The sequence below is a fragment of the Pseudomonas sp. LPB0260 genome (genome assembly GCF_013388395.1).
This window is the reverse complement of sequence record NZ_CP058247.1, coordinates 322,435-340,773: the sequence shown is the minus strand read 5'-3', so window position 1 is coordinate 340,773 and position 18,339 is coordinate 322,435. Positions and strand designations below refer to the sequence as shown.

The window sequence follows — 18,339 nt, the reverse complement described above, 5'->3', positions numbered from 1 at the left end:
TTGAGCGGAGCGGTTACGTAGCTTTCTTCTGGTTCGGGTCACTTGTTGTCCCTTGTCCGTCCGTTTCTCAGGATGCACGCGTGAACTTCAACAAGTGCTGGCGCTAGAAACGCCCTGGGAGACCCGTATGACTACCCGGTACCTTTGTCTTGTCCTCATGTGTACGCTTCTTGTCGCTTGTAGCTCGACGGGCAACAAACAGAATATCGGCGTACTCATTGGTGGCGGGCTGGGCGCCCTGACCGGCGCCAAGTTGTCCAAGGATTCCAACCGCGCTGCGAGCATCGCCATCGGCACGGCGGTCGGTGCGCTGGTCGGCTATGGCATCGGCCGTTATCTTGATGACCAGGACCAGCAGCGGATGGCTACGGCTACCGTGCAGACCGCCGAAAGCGGACGCCCGCAGGAAGTGCGCAATCCCGACACTGGAACCACCATCCGCACCACACCGGTAGCGAACGCCCCGACGAGTACGCCGACCACGGCCAGCAACTGCCGTACCGTCAGGCAGTCGGTCGAGTTGCCCGATGGGCGCAACGAAAGCGAAGACGTGACTGTGTGCAAGGGGCCGAACGGCTGGGAGGCGGTATGACGCCGAAACGATCGACCTGGATGCTGGCGTTGCTCCCCTTGTTCGCAGCTGGCGTGGTATCAGCCAACCAGCAGACCCTTTCGCTGCCCGGCTATCCCGGTATGCGCGTCAGCATCGACCTCGACCCAAAGTATTGTTCCGGCACCCTGCCGCTGCGGATCTACGCCCGGCAGAAAAGTGATCTGCAAGATGGCGGCGCGGTACGCAAGGCCATGGGTTGGGCCAGGGTGATAGCGGAAATGGAATGCCCGCAGGCCTACGCCATCAGCCTGGTGGCGCTGGTCGATGGAGGGAAGGTCTATGTGGCCACCGCACGCAAGGCCGACGGCTGGGTGATGGTTCAGTCCAAGCCGGCGAAGCAGCAGCAAACCACCAAGGAGCCAGCGCAGCCTCCGGCGAAGGCGCCCAACCTGGCGAAATCCGCACCCACTCCTGCGCCTATTGTAACTCCAACCGACCAGGTCGTACCTCCGCCGCCGGTGGCCGCCAAGCCAACCCAGAGTCCGCAGACAAGTGCGGCGGCCGTTGCGCCGGCGGCGCCAGTCGTCGTCCTTGCTCCACCGGACGATGCGGATGACCCCGTCCAGCACTATCCGGCGGAGTTCGAGGCAATGCGCAAGGCCGCCGAGCAGGGCGATGCGGTGGCACAGGATAAGTTGGGTACCTTTTATCGGGATGGACGGGGTGTATTGAAGGACGACCAGCAGGCGCTGGCCTGGTATCGCAAGGCGGCTGAACAGAATAATGCCAGCGGCCTAAACAATCTGGGCGAAATGTACTACCGCGGCAATGGGGTCGCAAAGGACAACCATCAGGCGCTTGTCTGGTTTCGCAAGGCGGCCGAATTGGGGTATGCAGACTCGCAAGCTAATCTCGGGCGTATGTACGCGTTGGGCCTGGGTGTCGCTCAAGACTACCAGCAGGCGCTGAAGTGGTACCGCCAGTCTGCAGAACTAGGCAGTTACCAGGGCAGGTTCTTATTAGGGTGGATGTATGCCGATGGCAACGGCGTGTTGAAGGATGACGCACAGGCATTGGCCTGGTATCTCAAGGCGGTTGAGTTGGGTCAGCCCGAGGCTCAGAATCGGCTGGGATACATGTACGCCAATGGCATGAGAGTCATTCAGGACAATGCGCAAGCCAGACTGTGGTACCAGAAAGCTGCCGAGCAAGGCGATGCATACGCGCAGTATTCCCTCGCGTTGATGTACGAGCAGGGCCAGGGGGGAGCGCGGGACGAGCGGCAGGCACTGACCTGGCATCGTAAGTCGGCCGGGCAGGGGCATGTACAGGCTCAGTTCAGCCTGGGTGACCGATATGCCAAAGGGCAGGGCGTGGCGCAGGACGAACAGCTGGCCCGGGCCTGGTACCGTAAGTCAGTCGAGTCGGGATCAGCGCTGGCGCTAGACTTCATGGGCGACCGCTACACCAAAGGTCTGGGTGTCAGCAAGGATGCGCAGCAGGCGGAGCAGTGGTACCGCAAGGCGGCCCAGCAGGGTGGTGCCTACTGGCAAGTGCAACTGGCGGAAAAATACGCAGACGGTGAAGCCATTCGCGAGGATCTGCAGCAGGCCCTGTACTGGTATCGCAAGGCTGCCGACCAGGGCGACACCGAAGCGCAACTGGCGCTGGGTGACATGTATGCCGACGGTAGAGGAGTGGAGAAGGACGCGCAGCAGGCCATCGCCTGGTACCAGAGGGCCCTTGAGCAGGGGGGCAGTGAAGCGAATGAAGTCGGGGAACGCTTCGCCAGTGGCCGTGGCGCCGTCCCTCGCGACTACCCGCAGGCCCTGGCCCTGTTTCGCCAGGCGGCGGAGATGGGTAGTTCCCCAGCCTTGGTAAATCTTGGCGAAATGTATGCCGCCGGCAACGGTGTGGAAAAGGACCCGCAGCAGGCACTGGCCTGGTTCACCCGGGCAGCCGAAGAGGGTGGCGATTACTACATGGAGAGCCTGGGCGACCGGTTTGCCAAAGGCGAAGGTGTTGCCAAGGATCCGCAGCAGGCGGAGGTCTGGTACCGCCGGGCCGCCGAACAAGGCGATGCTTCCATCCAGTGGAATCTGGGCTACAGATACGCCAAAGGCGACGGCATCAGGCAAGACGACCAGCAGGCGCTGATCTGGTACCGCAAGGCAGCAGAGCAGGGAAATGCGTCAGCGCTCAGGAGCCTGGGCAACATGTATGCCGAGGGGCGTGGCGTACCCAAGGATGAGGGGCAGGCAGAGGCCTGGTACGTCAAATCGGCCGAACAGAGCGACGCCTTTTGGCAGATACGCCTGGCCATGAAGTACGACAGCGGCGACGGCGTGGCGAAGGACGAACAGAAGGCATTCCACTGGTACCGTCTGGCGGCCGAACAAGGCGACGTTGGCGCGCAGTGGGGCCTGGGCGATCGGTATGCAGCGGGTCGTGGCGTGGCCAAGGATCTGCAGCTGGCAGTTCTGTGGTACAGCAAGGCTGCAGAGCAGTCTGTCAAATGGCAGAAGCGCCTGGCGGAAATGCAGTCCAAGGGGGATGGCATCCCGAAGGATGAGCGCCAGGCAGCGATCTGGTACCGCAAGGCGGCCGAGCAGGGCGATGCCCTCGCGCAGTTCTACACGGGCGTCATGTACAACTTCGGGCGGGGCGTTGAGCGGGACTTGGTACAGGCGGTGGCCTGGTACCGCAAGGCGGCCGAGCAGGGCGGTGCCGCTGCGCAGTTCAACCTGGGCAACATGTATTCCAAAGGCGAAGGCGTGCCGCAGGACCACAAGGAAGCGATGAAGTGGTACCGCCTCGCGGCCGAGAAGGGAAATGCCAATGCGCAGTTCAAGCTCGGGGTCATGTACGACCTCGGTCGAGGCGTGCCGCAGGACTACTGCGTGGAAGACTGCAACTACCTGCTCGACTATTACCGCCTGTCCGGCGACAAGCGCCTGATCTTCGGCGGCGGCGTGGTACCGCCTCGCGGCCGAGCAGGGAAATGCCAATGCGCAGTTCAATCTCGGGGTCATGAATGCCAACGGCCGAGGCGTGCCAAAGGATGATCGGCAAGCGGTGGCCTGGTACCGCAAGGCGGCCGAGCAGGGAAATGCCAATGCGCAGTTCAACCTGGGCGCCAGGTATGCCAATGGCCTCGGAGTGGCGAAAGATCTGCAAACGGCGGCGTACTGGTATCGCCTGGCCGCCGATCAGGGGCATGCCAAAGCTAAGGAGAGACTGCAGATGCTGGCCGGTGTGGGAGAGTGAAGCGGAGGCTGCGATTCCTTTTGCATTTTGCACTATGGTGGATGCCATGGTTGGCTTCGTTCCATGGAACCCTGCGAGTTTCCTTTCATCGGTTTTGCCTATATGAGCGGAATAGGGATTCGTGCAAGCTGGACCATGATCCTGGCTTCGGCAAGCACAAATAGTTTGGTGAATTTGGCCTCACTAGTTGGCGTCTAGACGAGAGGCCATACGCTGTTCCTTGGCGCTTTTATCTGTGGGCGGGCATTCTCGAATAGCATCGTTCGATACGAACATCAGAATCTTTTTGTTATCAGCCCTCACGATGTCCATGAAGGTCAGTGGTCGTTGCTCATACCAGAAGATGTACTCGTCGAAGCCGCGCTTTCCCTCCCAGGTTACTAGCGGCCCGTAAGAGCAGTGCAGCATGCGCTGGCCGCTCGAGGCCGACTGAGCGAGAAGGGTGCGTAATTCCGAGGATGCCAGGTAGTAGGACTTTGCGAATTGCACTTCAGGCGCGAAGGGTTTGATCTCACTTTTGTGCAAAGGCGCGCCACCATCCGGCGCGCGGGCCTTGGCAGCCTCTTCCTTGGCGCGGGCATACTCTGCCCAGCGATCAGCCTCATCTTGACTTTTGCCATGATTGAGTTCTTGCCGGTCTCGCTTGATGCGATATTTTTCGTACAGCTTCTGGTTGTCCCGCAATGCCTGCAGCAGTTTATCCGGAGAACTGACGATCAAGAGCTGGCCGTTTGTGGGGGCCCCAAGAGAGGCGCGCACACCATCAACCCATGTGGCGAAGGCAAACCAGCCATCGGAAGGAATCCCTCCGTCAAGCGGACCGCCAGTGAACAGGTCCAGTCCATGGACACGGCGCGCAGATTTCTCGTTGACGCCCTCTGCCACGTAAAGCGAGAGGTAGAAGATGTCTTTCCCGAACAGCGCGTCAGCGAAGTTCCGGCCTGCCGCTTCATTCTCAGGCGTATTAGGTTTTGCCGCGAAGAACGCCTGGCGTGCCTGGGCAATTCGTGCCTGGGCTTCGCCTTTAGAGCGGGCTGCATTCTGCTGTGAAGCCATAACCTGGCCGAGGTTTTGGCCGAAGTAGTAGCTGGACGATGGGCGTCCGATCCACACTTCGGCTGCCATTAGATCAACGGAGAACATAAGCAGAAAAGCTGACAAGAACCGGGTGGTCATGACCGCCTCCTTTCACGTATGTGGTGTGCTGCCCGGGGCTGCGCCAGGTTCGGATCGGCGTCGACATGTCACAGCGGAGGTAATAGCGCAATGCTCGTTGGCAGGTTCAGGTAATGCTAGCCCAGAAAAAAGGTTCATCGCACTTTCCCGGGGAAGGCAGCCTTGATTTTCAAGAAGAAGTAGTCCGAGTCGCGGAAGCCATAGGCCATGCGCTTGATCACCTTGATGCGGTTGTTCACGCCCTACAGCACGCTGGTGTGCATCGGGAAGCGGGCGCTGGCGAGGATACCGCGGAGGTAGCGCCTGAGGTTCTTGGCGAAGCGCTGCAGCGGTGCCAGGCCGCTGTCGCGGGCGTGCCGTTGCCAGTCCCGCCAGCGTTGCCAGCCCTCCCAGACGCTTGGCACGTACCAGATGTCCTTGAGCGCATCCTTGAGCAGGTAGGCGGTGGCCAGTGACTGATTGGCCTCCAGCAGCTCCTGCAACTGCACCGCCTGCTCGGCCTTGAGGTTGGCCCGATTGCGCAGCAGCAACCAGCGGCTGCGCTTCACCACTTGTCGCGCCGGCTTGTCATGGCGCAGCAGATTGGCCTGATCCACGCGGGTACGGTCGATCACCTCGCGGCCGTAGCGCGCCACCACGTGAAACAGGTCGTACACCACCTCGGCCTGCGGGCAGTGCCGCTTCACCTCCAGGTCGAAGGCGGTGTTCATGTCCATCGCCACCACCTCGACCTGCTGGCAGCGCTCGCCGAGCAGCTCGAAGAACGGGCGTATGGCCGTAAGCACAACATCTACCAGCGCCTCCAGATCTCCAGTAATGCCGATCTGTTCCAACTGTTCATTAACTACATTTCCCGTTCTCCCAGGTAGATGCGCAGCACAACTCGCAACTATTGCGTGGGCCAGAGAGCCTCGGAGCGTACCTTGCATAGGGATATGCCTTATATGGACGCCTGAAAAATGCACGCCAGAAACCATGCGGCTTACTGGCCTGCCATTTCGTAAAAAGCGGGCTTTTTCAGAGTTTTCTTAGAGAAGCGGAAACCGCGCGCTGTCGCAGGGGGGGCTCCTGGCCGCTTCGAGCCCGTCACATCAGGCCGGAGTCGGCCGATTCTGTTGAAAAAGTCCCGCCCCGACTTTTGCCCACGAAAGAGCGTTAACGACGTTGAAATCTGGTTCGCTAAAGAAGGCGGTGCTGTCTTGGTTTTTATGTGGCGACACCAAAATCGAGCGATTTCTGAGCAGCCGAAAAGCAGCTCTCTCAGAGCGCGACTTTTTTAAACAGAATCGGCCAAGAGCGGACAGTCTGTACCAGACTGGATGGATCGCATCGTAATCGATCTCCAGCCAAAACATATCAAACATCAAGGTTTTGACCACTGCGCCTCGGGCCGTGTTTCAGTAAGAGCAACTGCAGGCGTAGGGCGGGCGGGAGCGGCGGCAGGTTGTTATGAAGGTCATATCAAATTTTGCGACGACTGGTTCTGTATCTATTGCTCAAGGGACTACGCTGAACCTTCTGCACCAGCAAACCTTGGAGGTTTGTTTATGGCCAAGAGTGGCGGAGGCTACGACATTCTAGTGGTAGTGGTAGTGGTAGTGGTAGTGGCAAAGGCAGTAGTAGTGGCAGCGGACGCGGACCGTAGAGTCACCCAGAGCCAGGTGAGAACTGGCCGAGCACAACTGGGAACGCTTTGGGGGGCGGTCGGAAGGAACACCCCTCCGTCAACGAGTAAAGGGTAAGTTAGCAAAGTAGCCGAGTACGGGTGCCTATAGACTCAGCTGCGCGTATCAGGCGTATTGCACCGGCTGTGTTTATCGCAGCGTGGGCTTTGTGAGGACGTGTTTGATGCGCAATAACGATGACGGCTCGAACTACGACAGAGGTTTTTTTGGTGGGCACACTGACTCCGACGCAGCAAGGAGGGGAAAAGAGGATCGAGAGTACCAAGATAGATTGCTGCGTTCTCAGTTGGCAGATGCCGATCGTTACAACCGCGAAATGCTGGAGATAAATAAAAAGCAGAGAGGCATTAGGCATGTTCGCAAAAAAAACTTAGGACTATTTTGGTTGATTATTGCGATTATCGCATTTGGGTATTTCTCTGAGCGCAACAATGAATCCCAAAATAATGAACAAAACTCCATCCACCCCGCTCACGAAAAAACGAAAAGAGCTACACAGATGTATTCTGGTGGTTTATTAGAGTACCAAGTATATGACATGTATCTTGGGGTCGTTGGTTCTCCTCCTCCCTCCGCAGGGCAAGATCGTGTTCAGTATATGTCTGTTTTTAATCAGGTTGCTGCTGCAGGGCAGAAAATTGTAAATTGCGTTTATCGTGCTGAAAATAATAAATTAAGTGTTTATCAGTTTTGGTACAAGAAAGCGCCTAGCCAGGTCAGTGCGCTGATTGCTATATACCCCAACTCGTCAGCAAAGTATTTAGGTTATGACGCAGTTAATGCATGTCCCAGCAACTCTGATGAGGCTTTAAGAGTAAGGCAAATTTCTATGCGGTTACGATCAGGGTAAACGGGAGCAGTACAGGGGAGACTGCAGAAACGGAGTGCAACACCTGACCTTTCCAGTAAGGTGCGGAAACAGTCAGGAACAGACCACGGTATTGATGCTGATGGGCAGCTCTTGGCCGGTTTTTGCCTGTTGCTACTGGCTGCTTTGAGATTGACTGTCGATGGTCATTTTTTGCTCGTACAGAACACCGCCCAGTCCGCCATCAGCGCGCGACGTTTCTCGAGGGCATCGCCTCGCCAGTATGCCGCCTCGGTTCCGTCTGCGACCTTGTGGGCGAGGGCCATCTCGCAAACCTCGCGCGGATAGTTGGTCTGCTCAGCTGCCCAGTCGCGGAACGTGCTGCGGAAACCGTGCATGGTCAGATCTTCTCGTCCCATCCTGCGTAAGCCCATCAGCATGGCCATATTGGACAGGTGTTTGCCTTGGCGCGCACCGGGGAACAGGTAAGGGCTGCTCTTTATGCGCGGTAGGCTGGCAAGCACCTCCAAAGCTGCTTCTGATAGAGGAATGCGGTGTTCTTTCTGGGCTTTCATGCGGGCAGCGGGAATGGTCCACATGCGCTTTCCTTGATCTATTTCCGCCCAGGTGGCACCGAGTATTTCTGAGGTGCGGCAGGCAGTTAGGATGGTTAGGCGCATCGCCTTGTAGGTCAGCTCATCATGCTGAGCCAGGTCGGCCATGAATGCTGGCAATTCGGGCCAGGGCAGGGCGTTGTGGTGCGCTATTGAGCGCAACTTGGAGCGTTTCGGCAGTAATTTGTCCAAGTGCCCACGCCACCGTGCCGGGTTTTCTCCGTCCCGCAGTCCGCGGGCCTTGGCGGCATCGAGCACGAGTTCAATGCGATTTCGCAGTCGATTGGCGGTCTCGTTTTTTTCCGCCCAGATCGGTTGCAGGATTTCCAGGACATGCGCGGTAGTGATCTCGGATGCGGGGAGGTGGCCGATGATCGGCTCGGCATAGGTGGCAAGGGTGTTCTCCCATTGCTGGGCGTGCTTCGCGTTTTTCCACCCGCTACGGTGTGCTGCAATGTAGGAGGCGGCGATCATCTTGAATGGCGTTGCTTTCGCGAGTTCGGCTTGCTGCTGTAACCGCTTCGCTTCTCGCTCGCTGTCGCGAACGGCGAGTGGGTCCGTACCCGACTTCGAGAGTTTGCGAGCATCTGCAGCCTTCTCACGTGCCTCACTCAGGCTTGTCTCCGGGTACTTTCCAAGCCCCATGTAGCGACTCTTGCTATCGATCTTGTAGCGGAAGACCCAGCTGGCTCCCGTTCCACCTGCGCTGACTTTTAGGTAAAGGCCCTCGCCATCGCCGGTCAATCCAGCAGTACCTTCCTTTGCGAGCTTCTCGGTGGTTTTTGCTGTCAGCTTGCCCACAACACTAAACTCCTCCAGTCCACACTTCTGAGTCCACACCTGAGTCCACACCCTGGATCTGGCTTTTACAAAGCCTTGACGGACGTTGATGGACGGATGGTAGGCTGAAAGCCCCGTATTATCTAGGTCTTGCGAGATGCTAGGAGAATATCGTGGACGATAAGTTGGCGGACACCGCTTCCGCCAAATTATCGAGAACCCCTGATGCCTTGTGGCTCAGGGGTTTTTCGTTTCTGCGATACCCTGGGGCCCCTTCCACCCTGATGCATCCGCAGACCGTGCAAATTCCTGCGAGCCGCTCCCTTGGTGGATCGCGGCAAATGCCGCGTCATTGTCCTTTCGACAGAGTTGCCCCTTAGCGATGCGGGTGCCGATGGTGTCTGCGGTGGTGGGTGATGGCGTGCTTGTGATGGGTGTTCCCGTGGTGATGGGCGACGTGGTGTCTTGCATGAGCACCGCCATACGGGGCTGCGCTTGGGTGACTGTGACCGTGATATGTGCAGCCACCCAGGATCAGCAGCGCCATAGCCAGGCTCAGTAGTGCAACGCGAGTGAGCATTTGGATAACTCCTTCTTTAGCTTTAGGGGTGTGCCGGCATTCATGGAACCGCCGTATGGCGTAAGGAAAGGTCAGCGGGCTGTAAAAGATGGGTAAAGGTGCGGCGAACCGTACTTCGCGCTGCGGCAAAGGCTGTCGGACGCGGATCTGGGCCCGACTCCAGTTTCTGAGCCTGCCGGGATGGGGGGGCAGCGACGGCTCGGCGATCTTTGGTGGTAGGGCTGTCGGGCTGCGCGCCCAAGCAAATCCATCATCCGAGTGCTGTTTGTTACTGGTTTCACTTCTAGATGCAAGTCTTGATTTTCTGAAGAGTCAGTAAATCCAGTAAAAACAGCAATTTACAGATTGTTCATGTTATTGCTAGGGGATAGTGTCGATTCCTTGACAAGGTTCGGCCGTGATCCTTTAGTTAGCAATGAGGAAGGGATGATGTGTCAGGTGCTTCGCGAAGGAGAGGGCGCGAAATAGCCACGGGATAATGTGTTGGGAGATTGTCATGGGCGGGGTTCTACATATCCTAGACAGCAGGCAATCTCTTCGTGAATTCATCCTGTCGGTTCGTCTGCATGGCCCACCTCGGTTGTAATCCGTAGCCCCAGGCGGCTGCTGTGCCACTCCTATGCCCCGCAGTTTCGCGGCAAGCTGTAAACAACTGTCGCGATTGAGGCTGGTGTGGCCACTCAATCAAGCAATAAACATCCATGTTCTGCAGTCAGGCGGAGGGGTGTTTCATGCTGCCTCGATTTGGGGTGGCGGTGCTGGAAATGCTGATGAGGACCAAGCCATGAAGACCCGAATGCTCGACAGCGTGGACAGGCTGGAAGCGGGAGCATGGAAGATTTCCATTCGCTCTGAAGGTTGGGAGCCCCTACCTGATCTTCCTGACGAGTTGTCAGATGGCAAACTCAGGCGCTCCTTCCTCAAACTCACGGCGGCGGCGATGGCCGCGCCGTTGATGTTCGCTTCCGCTGCTAGCGAGGCCCGGCGTAGGCGCCGGGGGCGCGATCCGGAACCAGAGCCTGAGCCGGAGCCCGAGCCTGGACCAGTAGCCCTACCGCCCAGCCCGCCAAGCATTCCCTGGGTCGAGGAGCTACCGGAGGAGCCACCTATTCTGCAGCCGGTAACCCTCGATGACCCGGTGCCCACCGGCGCCTCGCAAGAGACTAGCGGCGAATGTGGACGTAGCCACCATCAGCGCTGGGCAGAGTTGTATGCAAGCCCGCGGCAATATCCACCTGCTCATTTCGAGTTGAGCGTGGAGGAGAACGAGGACTGGGAGTTCAACCCGGCCTACCCGAAGCAGCGCATTTGGGGTTTCACCGGCGACTCAGGCAAGGCCACAACTCCGGGACCGACCATCTTGGCCCGCTATGGCCAGCCGGTGGTGGTGCGGTTCCACAACAACCTGCCGCAGAACCACGTCGGCTTCGGCTCGCCGGAAATCTCCATGCACCTGCACAATGCGCACGTTGGCTCGGAGAGTGATGGCTTCCCCGGCGACTATTTCAGTCCGCTCAAGGCCGGGCCTACCCTGGCTGCGCCGGGCCAGTTCAAGGACCACTTCTATTCCAACATCTACGCCGGTTACGACGAGATGCAGAACGGCATCGGTGACGAGCGCAATGCCTTGGGCACCCTGTGGTATCACGATCACACCTTCGACTTCACCGCGCCTAACCTTTACCGCGGCATGGCAGGTTTCTACCTGCTCTACGATCATATCGATTCGGGGAACGAGCGCGACCCAGACCCGAGGGCCCTGCGCCTGCCGAGCTATCCCTATGATTACCCGCTGAGCTTTGGCGACCGTCGTTTCGACGCCAACGGCATGCTGGTCTACGACCAGGTGGGCCCGGATGGCACCCTGGGTGACAAGATCGCGGTCAACGGCAAGATCGAGCCGGTGCTGCGGGTGGCGCGGCGCAAGTACCGTTTCCGTCTGCTGGATATTGGCCCGAGTCGTATCTATCAGTTGTTCCTGACCCGCGCCAACGGGGTGTCGCAGACCTTCGACTACATCGCCAATGACGGCAACCTGCTCCCCGCGCCGCTGAGGAATCAAGTCAGCGTGCGTTTTGCCGTGGCCGAGCGGGCCGACATTGTCATCGATTTCTCGCGGTATTCGGTCGGCACCGAGCTGTTCCTGTCCAACCGTTTGCAGCAGACCGAGACTCGCCGGGCCGATGGGCTAGGCGCCGCCACCCCTGTGCTCAAGTTCATTGTCGATCGTGAGCCGGTCGAACAGGATCTGAGTCAGGTTCCTAATGTGCTGCGTGAGCTGCGGCCGCTGGATCCCGCGGAGATCGCCGCCGCGCCGGTGCGTCGCTGGGTGTTCGAGCGCAAGAACGGCATGTGGGCGATCAACGACCGGTTCTTCGATCCCAATCAGCCGCGGGCCGTCATTCCGAAGGGAAGCGCCGAGGTCTGGGAACTGGTGAACATCGACAACGGCTGGGATCACCCCATCCACATTCACTTCGAGGAGGGGCGCATCCTCAGCATGACCAAGGACGGCGTTGCGGTTCCGGTGCCGCCGCATATGCAGGGGCGCAAGGACGTCTACGTACTCGAGGGCATGTCGAGTATCCGGGTGTTCCTGCGCTTCCGCGATTATGTCGGCAAGTACGTGATGCACTGCCACAACCTGATCCATGAGGATCACGCCATGATGCTGCGCTGGGACATCAAGGAAGACGACTAGTCGCCGAGACTGGAGGAAATGCCATGAACACGCGAAGAAAAGTACTGGCCGGCATGGGGGCGGTAGCCTTGGGCGGCTTGCTCTGGCAGCGCTTCCCGGCTGAGGCGGAGAGCATCATCGATGTCGCCGGCGAGGCCGACAGTGCCGACGACAGCTACTTCCCCAACGTCCCGCTCTATACCCACGAGGGCGAACAGGTTCGATTCTATGACGACCTGGTACGTGGCAAGATCGTCACCATCAACATGATGTACGTCGACTGCTCGGGCGCCTGCCCGACCATGACGTCCAACCTGCGCCGAGTGCAGGAGCTGCTGGGCGAGCGCCTGGGCAAGGATGTGTTCATGTACTCGATCACCCTGCAGCCTGCGCTCGACAGGCCCGAGCAGCTGCAGGAGTACGTCAGGCAGCAGCGGCTGCTGCCGGGGTGGAAGTTCCTCACTGGTGAACCCGCCGATATCGAGCGATTGCGCTATGGCCTGGGCTTCTATGACCCCGACCCGGAAGTGGATCGCAACCTGGCCACCCACACCGGCATGCTGCGCGTAGGCAACGACCGCAAGCAGCGCTGGACCATGGCGCCGGCCCTGGCCAACCCGGAACGCATCATCACCACCATCAACCATGTCGATGGGGGCATGGTGCACACCGCCTACCAGGGGCATGAGGGCGCCTCTCGCCTGGGCTAGTAGGCGACTGAGGTGAATGCCTTCTCTTGCTGTGTTCAGGGAGGGAGGAATCGTTAAGCAGTGGGCTCTGAATATCGTCGCAGGGAAGTGCTTGGGCCTCGTTAGAGGGCAAGAGGCATGAAATCCAACGTGACCGACGGCGGCGAAGGGCAGGAGGCCGCGGGGAGGGACTGCGATGAAGCGCCGCTGCCCGCGACTACCCGAGTCGCCAAGGGTGCCCGGCGCCGCTTCCTCAAGGGCGCCGGCGCAGCGCTGGTGGCTCCCCTGTTGACAGGCAGTTCGGACAACAGCGGAAGAAGCGACGGGCAGCAGAAGTCCGAAGGCAGGCGCGGAGGGCTCGGCGACAGGCCGGACAAGAGCCCGCCGTCCACGCCCTGGCAGGTCGAGTTGCCGTTGGCGTACACGCCCTTGCCGCCTGTGCCTCTCGATCCCCCACCGATGCGGCAAGCCAATAGCGCTGCAGGTGAAGCCGGGCGCGCGGCGCACCAGCGCTGGGATGTGCTTTATCTGCGTGGCCGCGAGTTCCCGCCGGTTCACTACGAGATCAGCGCCGAGGAAAATACCGCCTGGGTGTTCAACCCGGCCTACCCGCCCCAGCGTATCTGGGGCTTCGCCTTCGACGGCCAGGCCGCCACTTCACCGGGCCCGACCATAGTCGCACGCTACGGGCAGCCTACCATCCTGCGTATCCGCAACCGCTTGCCGCGGGAGCACAAAGGGTTTGGTACGCCGGAGATTTCCACTCATCTGCACAATGCGCACACGGCCTCGGAGAGCGACGGATTCCCAGGCGACTATTACAGTGCCTTCAAGGCCGGGCCGACCCTGGCCTCACCCGGCGATTTCATCGATCACTTCTATCCCAACATCTATGCTGGTTACGACGAACAGAACAATGGCATAGGTGACCCGCGCGAAGCCCTGGGCACGCTGTTCTACCATGATCACACCATGGACTTCACCGCGCCGAACCTGGTGCGCGGGCTGTCCGGTTTCTACCTGCTGTTCGACCATATCGACTCCGGCAACGAACTGGACCCCAATCCCAGTGCCTTGCGCTTGCCCAGCTACCCCTATGACTACCCGCTGGACTTCTCCGACCGGCTGTTCGATCGCGACGGCATCCTGTACTGGGATCAGGTCGATCCGGAAGGCGTGCTGGGTGACAAGGTCACGGTCAACGGTCGTGTCGAACCGGTGCTGCGAGTGGCCGCGCGCAAATACCGCCTGCGCCTGCTCAATGGCGGCCCAAGCCGCGTCTATGAGTTCTACCTGGTCGATGCCGGCGATGTGGTGCAAACCTTCACCTATATCGCCAACGACGGCAATCTGCTCCCGGCGCCGTTGTTCAACCAGCATCGGCTGCGTCTCAGCGTGGCCGAGCGGGGCGATATCGTCGTGGACTTCTCCCGGTATCCGATCGGTACCGAGCTGTACCTGGTCAACCGGTTGAGCCAGAGCAGCACTCGCAGGACGGAGGAATTGGAAGCGCCGGGCCTGCGAATACTGAAACTGGTCGTCGACCGCTATCCGCCGAGTCAAGACCTGAGCCGGGTGCCAGCCGTGCTGCGCGAATTGCCAGCGCTGGATAGCGATGAAATCGCCAGGGCACCGGTCCGCCGCTGGGAGTTCGACCGCCGCAACGGCATGTGGGCGGTGAATAACAAGTTCTTCGATCCTGATCGCAGCAGGGCTGACATTCCCCAGGGGGCGCTGGAGGTCTGGGATTTGGTCAACAAGTCGGGGGGCTGGTCCCATCCCATTCACATTCATTTAGAGGAAGCACGCATCATTGCCAAGTTCGAAGGCGGTACCGACGATGACGATGAAGTGCCAGTGCCGCCCCATGAACAGGGGCGCAAGGACGTATTCGTGTTGAGGCCCAATTCCAGGCTCAAGGTACTGCTGCGGTTTCGCGATTTCGTCGGCAAGTACGTGATGCACTGTCACAACCTGGTCCACGAAGATCACGCGATGATGGTGCGTTGGGATGTAGTGCCCAATGCGCCGGGGGCGGAGGATGTCGGGCCGCGGAGAAAGAAGAAAAGCCAGGGACGCTAGCTGCGGGCGAAAGTTGCCATGAAGCCTGCTTCGTGCGGTAGACCGTATCAATCACCCCTCGCAGGCCTGTTCAAGACTGGTGTGTTCGCCCGGCAATACGTATGTAGACGCCTCAGGACGGGGCACAGGGAGCATGTGTTCGCGGTTGAGCGGGTCACCAGATGGCAAGCAGTTTTTTGACGGTTGCTATTTGACTGCGCTGCACCAAACTAGGTCTGTCAGCCGCTTTTTTGGTATGGTGAGCGGCGAAAAATAACACCAATTCAGACTGCAGATTGCTGCGCATGGGGAGTCCGCTTGATTAGGGTGCTGGTGGTCGATGACCACGATCTGGTTCGAACAGGCATCACGCGCATGCTGGCGGACATCGACGGCCTGCAAGTCGTCGGTCAGGCCGAATCTGGCGAGGAATCCCTGCAGAAGACTCGGGAGCTCAAGCCCGATGTCGTCCTGATGGACGTCAAGATGCCCGGCATCGGTGGCCTTGAGGCAACCCGCAAGTTGCTGCGCAGTCACCCCGACCTGAAAGTGGTGGCAGTCACTGCCTGCGAGGACGATCCGTTTCCCACTCGCTTGCTGCAGGCGGGTGCGGCCGGCTACCTGACCAAGGGCGCCGGCCTGGCCGAGATGGTTCAGGCCATCCGCCAGGTTTTCGCCGGCCAGCGCTATATCAGCCCGCAGATAGCCCAGCAACTGGCCTTGAAACCCTTCCAGCCACAGGGCAATGCCTCGCCATTCGACCTGCTGTCCGAGCGCGAGATCCAGATCGCCCTGATGATCGCCGGTTGCCAGAAGGTCCAGAGCATCTCCGACAAGCTGTGCCTGTCGCCGAAGACGGTGAACACCTACCGCTACCGCATCTTCGAGAAGCTGGCGATAACCAGCGATGTCGAGCTGGCCTTGCTGGCGGTGCGCCACGGCATGGTCGATGCCGTCAGTTGAGATGACCGCGGAATTCGACGCCAGCGCCTTTCTCGCCACTTGCAGCGGTCGGCCCGGCGTCTACCGCATGTTCGACGCGGACGCCAAGCTGCTCTACGTCGGCAAGGCGAAGAATCTGAAGAAGCGCCTGGCCAGTTACTTCCGCAAGAGCGGCCTGGCGCCGAAGACCGCGGCGCTGGTCGGCAAGATCGCCCAGGTCGAAACCACCATCACCGCCAACGAGACCGAGGCGCTGCTGCTCGAGCAGACGCTGATCAAGGAGTGGCGGCCGCCCTACAACATCCTGCTGCGCGACGATAAGTCCTACCCTTACGTGTTCCTCTCCGACGGCGAGTTTCCGCGCCTGGGCATTCATCGCGGCGCGAAGAAGCTCAAGGGGCGCTATTTCGGCCCTTATCCCAGCGCCGGGGCGATTCGCGAGAGTCTTGGCCTGCTGCAGAAGGCCTTTCTGGTGCGCCAGTGCGAGGACAGCTACTTCAAGAACCGCACGCGTCCCTGCCTGCAGTACCAGATCAAACGCTGCAAGGGACCCTGTGTGGGGTTGGTCGAGCCGGCGGAATACGCCGAGGACGTGCGCCACTCGGTGATGTTTCTCGAGGGCCGCAGCAACGCCTTGAGCGATGAACTGTCCGCGAACATGCAGCAGGCCGCGATGGCGCTCGACTTCGAGCGCGCTGCCGAGCTGCGCGACCAGATCGCCCTGCTGCGTCGCGTGCAGGACCAGCAGAGCATGGAGGGCGGCAGTGGCGATGTGGATATAGTCGCCGCCATGGTCAACCCCGGCGGTGCCTGCGTGCACCTGATCAGCGTGCGCGGCGGACGGGTGCTCGGCAGCAAGAATTTCTTTCCCCAAGTAGCGATCGAGGAGGAGGGCAGCGAGGTGCTGCTGGCCTTCCTCGCCCAGTACTACCTGGGCAGTCAGGAGCGCGACCTGCCCGGCGAGCTGATCGTCAACGCCCTGCACGAAGACTTTCCCACGCTGATCGCCGCTATTGCCGAAGCCCGTGGCCGCGAGCTGAGCATCAGCCATCGTGTGCGTGGTACCCGTGCACGCTGGCAACAACTGGCTGTGACCAACGCCGAGCAGGCCCTCGGCGCACGCCTGGCCAGTCGCCAGCACGTGGCCGCGCGTTTCGAGGCCTTGGCCGAAGCGCTGGACATGGATGAACTGCCGCAGCGCCTGGAGTGTTTCGATATCAGCCACTCCAGTGGCGAGGCCACGGTGGCGTCCTGTGTGGTCTTCGGCCCCGAAGGTCCGTTGAAGTCGGACTATCGCCGCTACAACATCGAAGGTGTCACCGCCGGCGACGATTATGCCGCCATGCATCAGGCGCTGACCCGGCGCTTCAGCAGGGTCAAGGACGGCGAGGGCAAGCTGCCGGATATCCTCCTGGTCGACGGCGGCAAGGGGCAGCTGGCCATGGCTCGGGAGGTGTTGGAGGAGCTGGCGGTTCCCGACTTGATCCTTCTCGGCGTGGCCAAGGGCGCGACCCGCAAGCCCGGCCTGGAAACCCTCTACCTGAACGATGCGGCTCATGAGTTCACCCTGCCAGGCAATTCGCCGGCATTGCACCTGATCCAGCAGATACGCGACGAGTCCCATCGCTTCGCCATAACCGGGCACCGGGCCCGGCGCGGCAAGGCCCGACGCACTTCGAGCCTGGAGCAGGTCGCCGGGGTGGGACCGAAGCGCCGGCGCGAGCTGCTCAATCACTTTGGCGGCCTGCAGGAGTTGACCCGCGCCAGCGCCGAGGAGATCGCCAAGGCGCCGGGGATCAGCAAAAAGCTCGCCGAGTCGATTTATGCCGCATTGCACAGCGAGTAGAATGCCGACTCACCTCGCAGCCCAGTTGTGCCGATGAATATCCCCAACCTGCTTACCGTGCTCCGCGTTCTGCTGATCCCGATCTTCATACTGTTGTTCTACCTGCCTTTTTCGTGGAGCTATTGGGCCGCCAGCGGGGTGTTCGCCTGCGCCGCGGTTACCGATTGGCTCGATGGCTACCTCGCGCGTCGCTGGGAGCAGAGTACCCCCTTTGGCGCCTTCCTCGATCCGGTCGCCGATAAGCTGATGGTGGCTGTTGCTCTGGTCCTGCTGGTGGCCGAGCACGCCAACCTGTGGCTGACTCTGCCGGCCGCCATCATCATCGGACGGGAAATCGTCGTGTCGGCCCTGCGTGAGTGGATGGCCGAACTGGGGGCCCGCGCACATGTAGCGGTGTCGAGCCTGGCCAAGTGGAAGACCGCGGCACAGATGGTGGCGTTGATTATCCTCTTGGCCAATCCGCCGTCGTTTACCCTCTGGGTCGTGCTCGGTTATGTGCTGCTGGTCATCGCGGCGGTGCTGACGCTGTGGTCGATGCTGCAGTATCTGCTGGCTGCCTGGCCGCACCTCAGCACCACCGCTGAAAAGAAATAAACTTTTTTGAATCAAGGGGTTGACGGGGCGTCATGAACCTATAGAATGGCGCCCGTCACCAAGA

The 18,339-nt window shown here is 60.1% G+C and carries 12 protein-coding genes and 3 pseudogenes; 11 read left to right on the top strand and 4 right to left on the bottom strand.

Features of this window, described 5'->3' with window-relative positions; translation table 11 throughout:
- Positions 1–127 precede the first annotated feature (127 nt).
- The 4 genes and pseudogenes from LPB260_RS01435 to LPB260_RS28945 all read left to right on the top strand — a co-directional run bounded on the left by LPB260_RS01435 (position 128) and on the right by LPB260_RS28945 (position 3,820).
- Entirely contained in the window at positions 128–592 is a 465-nt protein-coding gene (locus tag LPB260_RS01435; protein ID WP_208706873.1) for a glycine zipper domain-containing protein, read from the top strand.
- A pseudogene (locus LPB260_RS28950) lies at positions 589–3,375 on the top strand (tetratricopeptide repeat protein); the annotation flags it as partial. The gene LPB260_RS01435 and the pseudogene LPB260_RS28950, both read left to right, overlap by 4 nt.
- A 60-nt stretch (positions 3,376–3,435) precedes the next feature.
- A pseudogene (locus LPB260_RS29240) lies at positions 3,436–3,531 on the top strand (hypothetical protein); the annotation flags it as partial.
- A gap of 97 nt (positions 3,532–3,628) precedes the next feature.
- Positions 3,629–3,820, top strand: coding sequence for a hypothetical protein (locus LPB260_RS28945; RefSeq protein ID WP_371926156.1), 192 nt, complete (start codon positions 3,629–3,631; stop codon positions 3,818–3,820).
- Positions 3,821–4,003: 183 nt separating this feature from the next.
- On the opposite strand, the gene LPB260_RS01420 is transcribed toward LPB260_RS28945, so the two are convergent.
- Both LPB260_RS01420 and LPB260_RS01415 read right to left on the bottom strand, forming a co-directional pair.
- A complete protein-coding gene (locus LPB260_RS01420) occupies positions 4,004–4,996 on the bottom strand; it encodes a hypothetical protein (RefSeq protein ID WP_208706870.1) in 993 nt (330 codons plus the stop codon).
- A gap of 134 nt (positions 4,997–5,130) precedes the next feature.
- Positions 5,131–5,766: pseudogene (locus LPB260_RS01415) on the bottom strand (ISL3 family transposase); the annotation flags it as partial.
- Positions 5,767–6,844: 1,078 nt separating this feature from the next.
- Here LPB260_RS01415 and LPB260_RS01410 point away from each other — a divergent pair.
- Positions 6,845–7,531 (top strand): hypothetical protein, encoded by a 687-nt coding sequence (locus LPB260_RS01410; protein WP_208706869.1) that lies wholly within the window; start codon positions 6,845–6,847, stop codon positions 7,529–7,531.
- Between the two features lie 164 nt (positions 7,532–7,695).
- Here LPB260_RS01410 and LPB260_RS01405 read toward each other — a convergent pair whose 3' ends face one another.
- Positions 7,696–8,904 (bottom strand): site-specific integrase, encoded by a 1,209-nt coding sequence (locus tag LPB260_RS01405; protein WP_208706868.1) that lies wholly within the window; start codon positions 8,902–8,904, stop codon positions 7,696–7,698.
- A 1,343-nt stretch (positions 8,905–10,247) separates the two neighbouring features.
- Here LPB260_RS01405 and LPB260_RS01400 point away from each other — a divergent pair.
- The 3 genes from LPB260_RS01400 to LPB260_RS01390 all read left to right on the top strand — a co-directional run bounded on the left by LPB260_RS01400 (position 10,248) and on the right by LPB260_RS01390 (position 14,914).
- Positions 10,248–12,164 (top strand): multicopper oxidase family protein, encoded by a 1,917-nt coding sequence (locus LPB260_RS01400; protein ID WP_256625433.1) that lies wholly within the window; start codon positions 10,248–10,250, stop codon positions 12,162–12,164.
- A gap of 23 nt (positions 12,165–12,187) precedes the next feature.
- Positions 12,188–12,853 carry an SCO family protein gene (locus tag LPB260_RS01395; protein ID WP_208706867.1) on the top strand — a complete coding sequence of 222 codons (666 nt, stop codon included), beginning with the start codon at positions 12,188–12,190 and terminating at the stop codon, positions 12,851–12,853.
- A 129-nt stretch (positions 12,854–12,982) separates the two neighbouring features.
- On the top strand, positions 12,983–14,914 hold the full coding sequence (locus LPB260_RS01390; RefSeq protein WP_371926101.1) for a multicopper oxidase family protein: 1,932 nt from the start codon (positions 12,983–12,985) through the stop codon (positions 14,912–14,914).
- A 154-nt stretch (positions 14,915–15,068) separates the two neighbouring features.
- Here LPB260_RS01390 and LPB260_RS28940 read toward each other — a convergent pair whose 3' ends face one another.
- Positions 15,069–15,200 (bottom strand): hypothetical protein, encoded by a 132-nt coding sequence (locus LPB260_RS28940; protein ID WP_256625432.1) that lies wholly within the window; start codon positions 15,198–15,200, stop codon positions 15,069–15,071.
- Between the two features lie 11 nt (positions 15,201–15,211).
- Here LPB260_RS28940 and uvrY point away from each other — a divergent pair, with 11 nt between their 5' ends.
- Genes uvrY through pgsA form a run of 3 tightly spaced genes read left to right on the top strand, consistent with a single transcriptional unit; the run spans position 15,212 to position 18,275 of the window.
- Complete coding sequence (uvrY, locus tag LPB260_RS01385) at positions 15,212–15,856, top strand: UvrY/SirA/GacA family response regulator transcription factor (RefSeq protein ID WP_208706865.1); 645 nt, start codon at positions 15,212–15,214, stop codon at positions 15,854–15,856.
- A gap of 1 nt (position 15,857) precedes the next feature.
- A complete protein-coding gene (gene uvrC / locus LPB260_RS01380; protein ID WP_208710001.1) occupies positions 15,858–17,681 on the top strand; it encodes an excinuclease ABC subunit UvrC in 1,824 nt (607 codons plus the stop codon).
- 33 nt (positions 17,682–17,714) lie between these two features.
- Positions 17,715–18,275, top strand: a complete 561-nt coding sequence (gene pgsA / locus LPB260_RS01375) for a CDP-diacylglycerol--glycerol-3-phosphate 3-phosphatidyltransferase (protein WP_208706864.1) — start codon at positions 17,715–17,717, stop codon at positions 18,273–18,275.
- Positions 18,276–18,339: the final 64 nt, after the last annotated feature.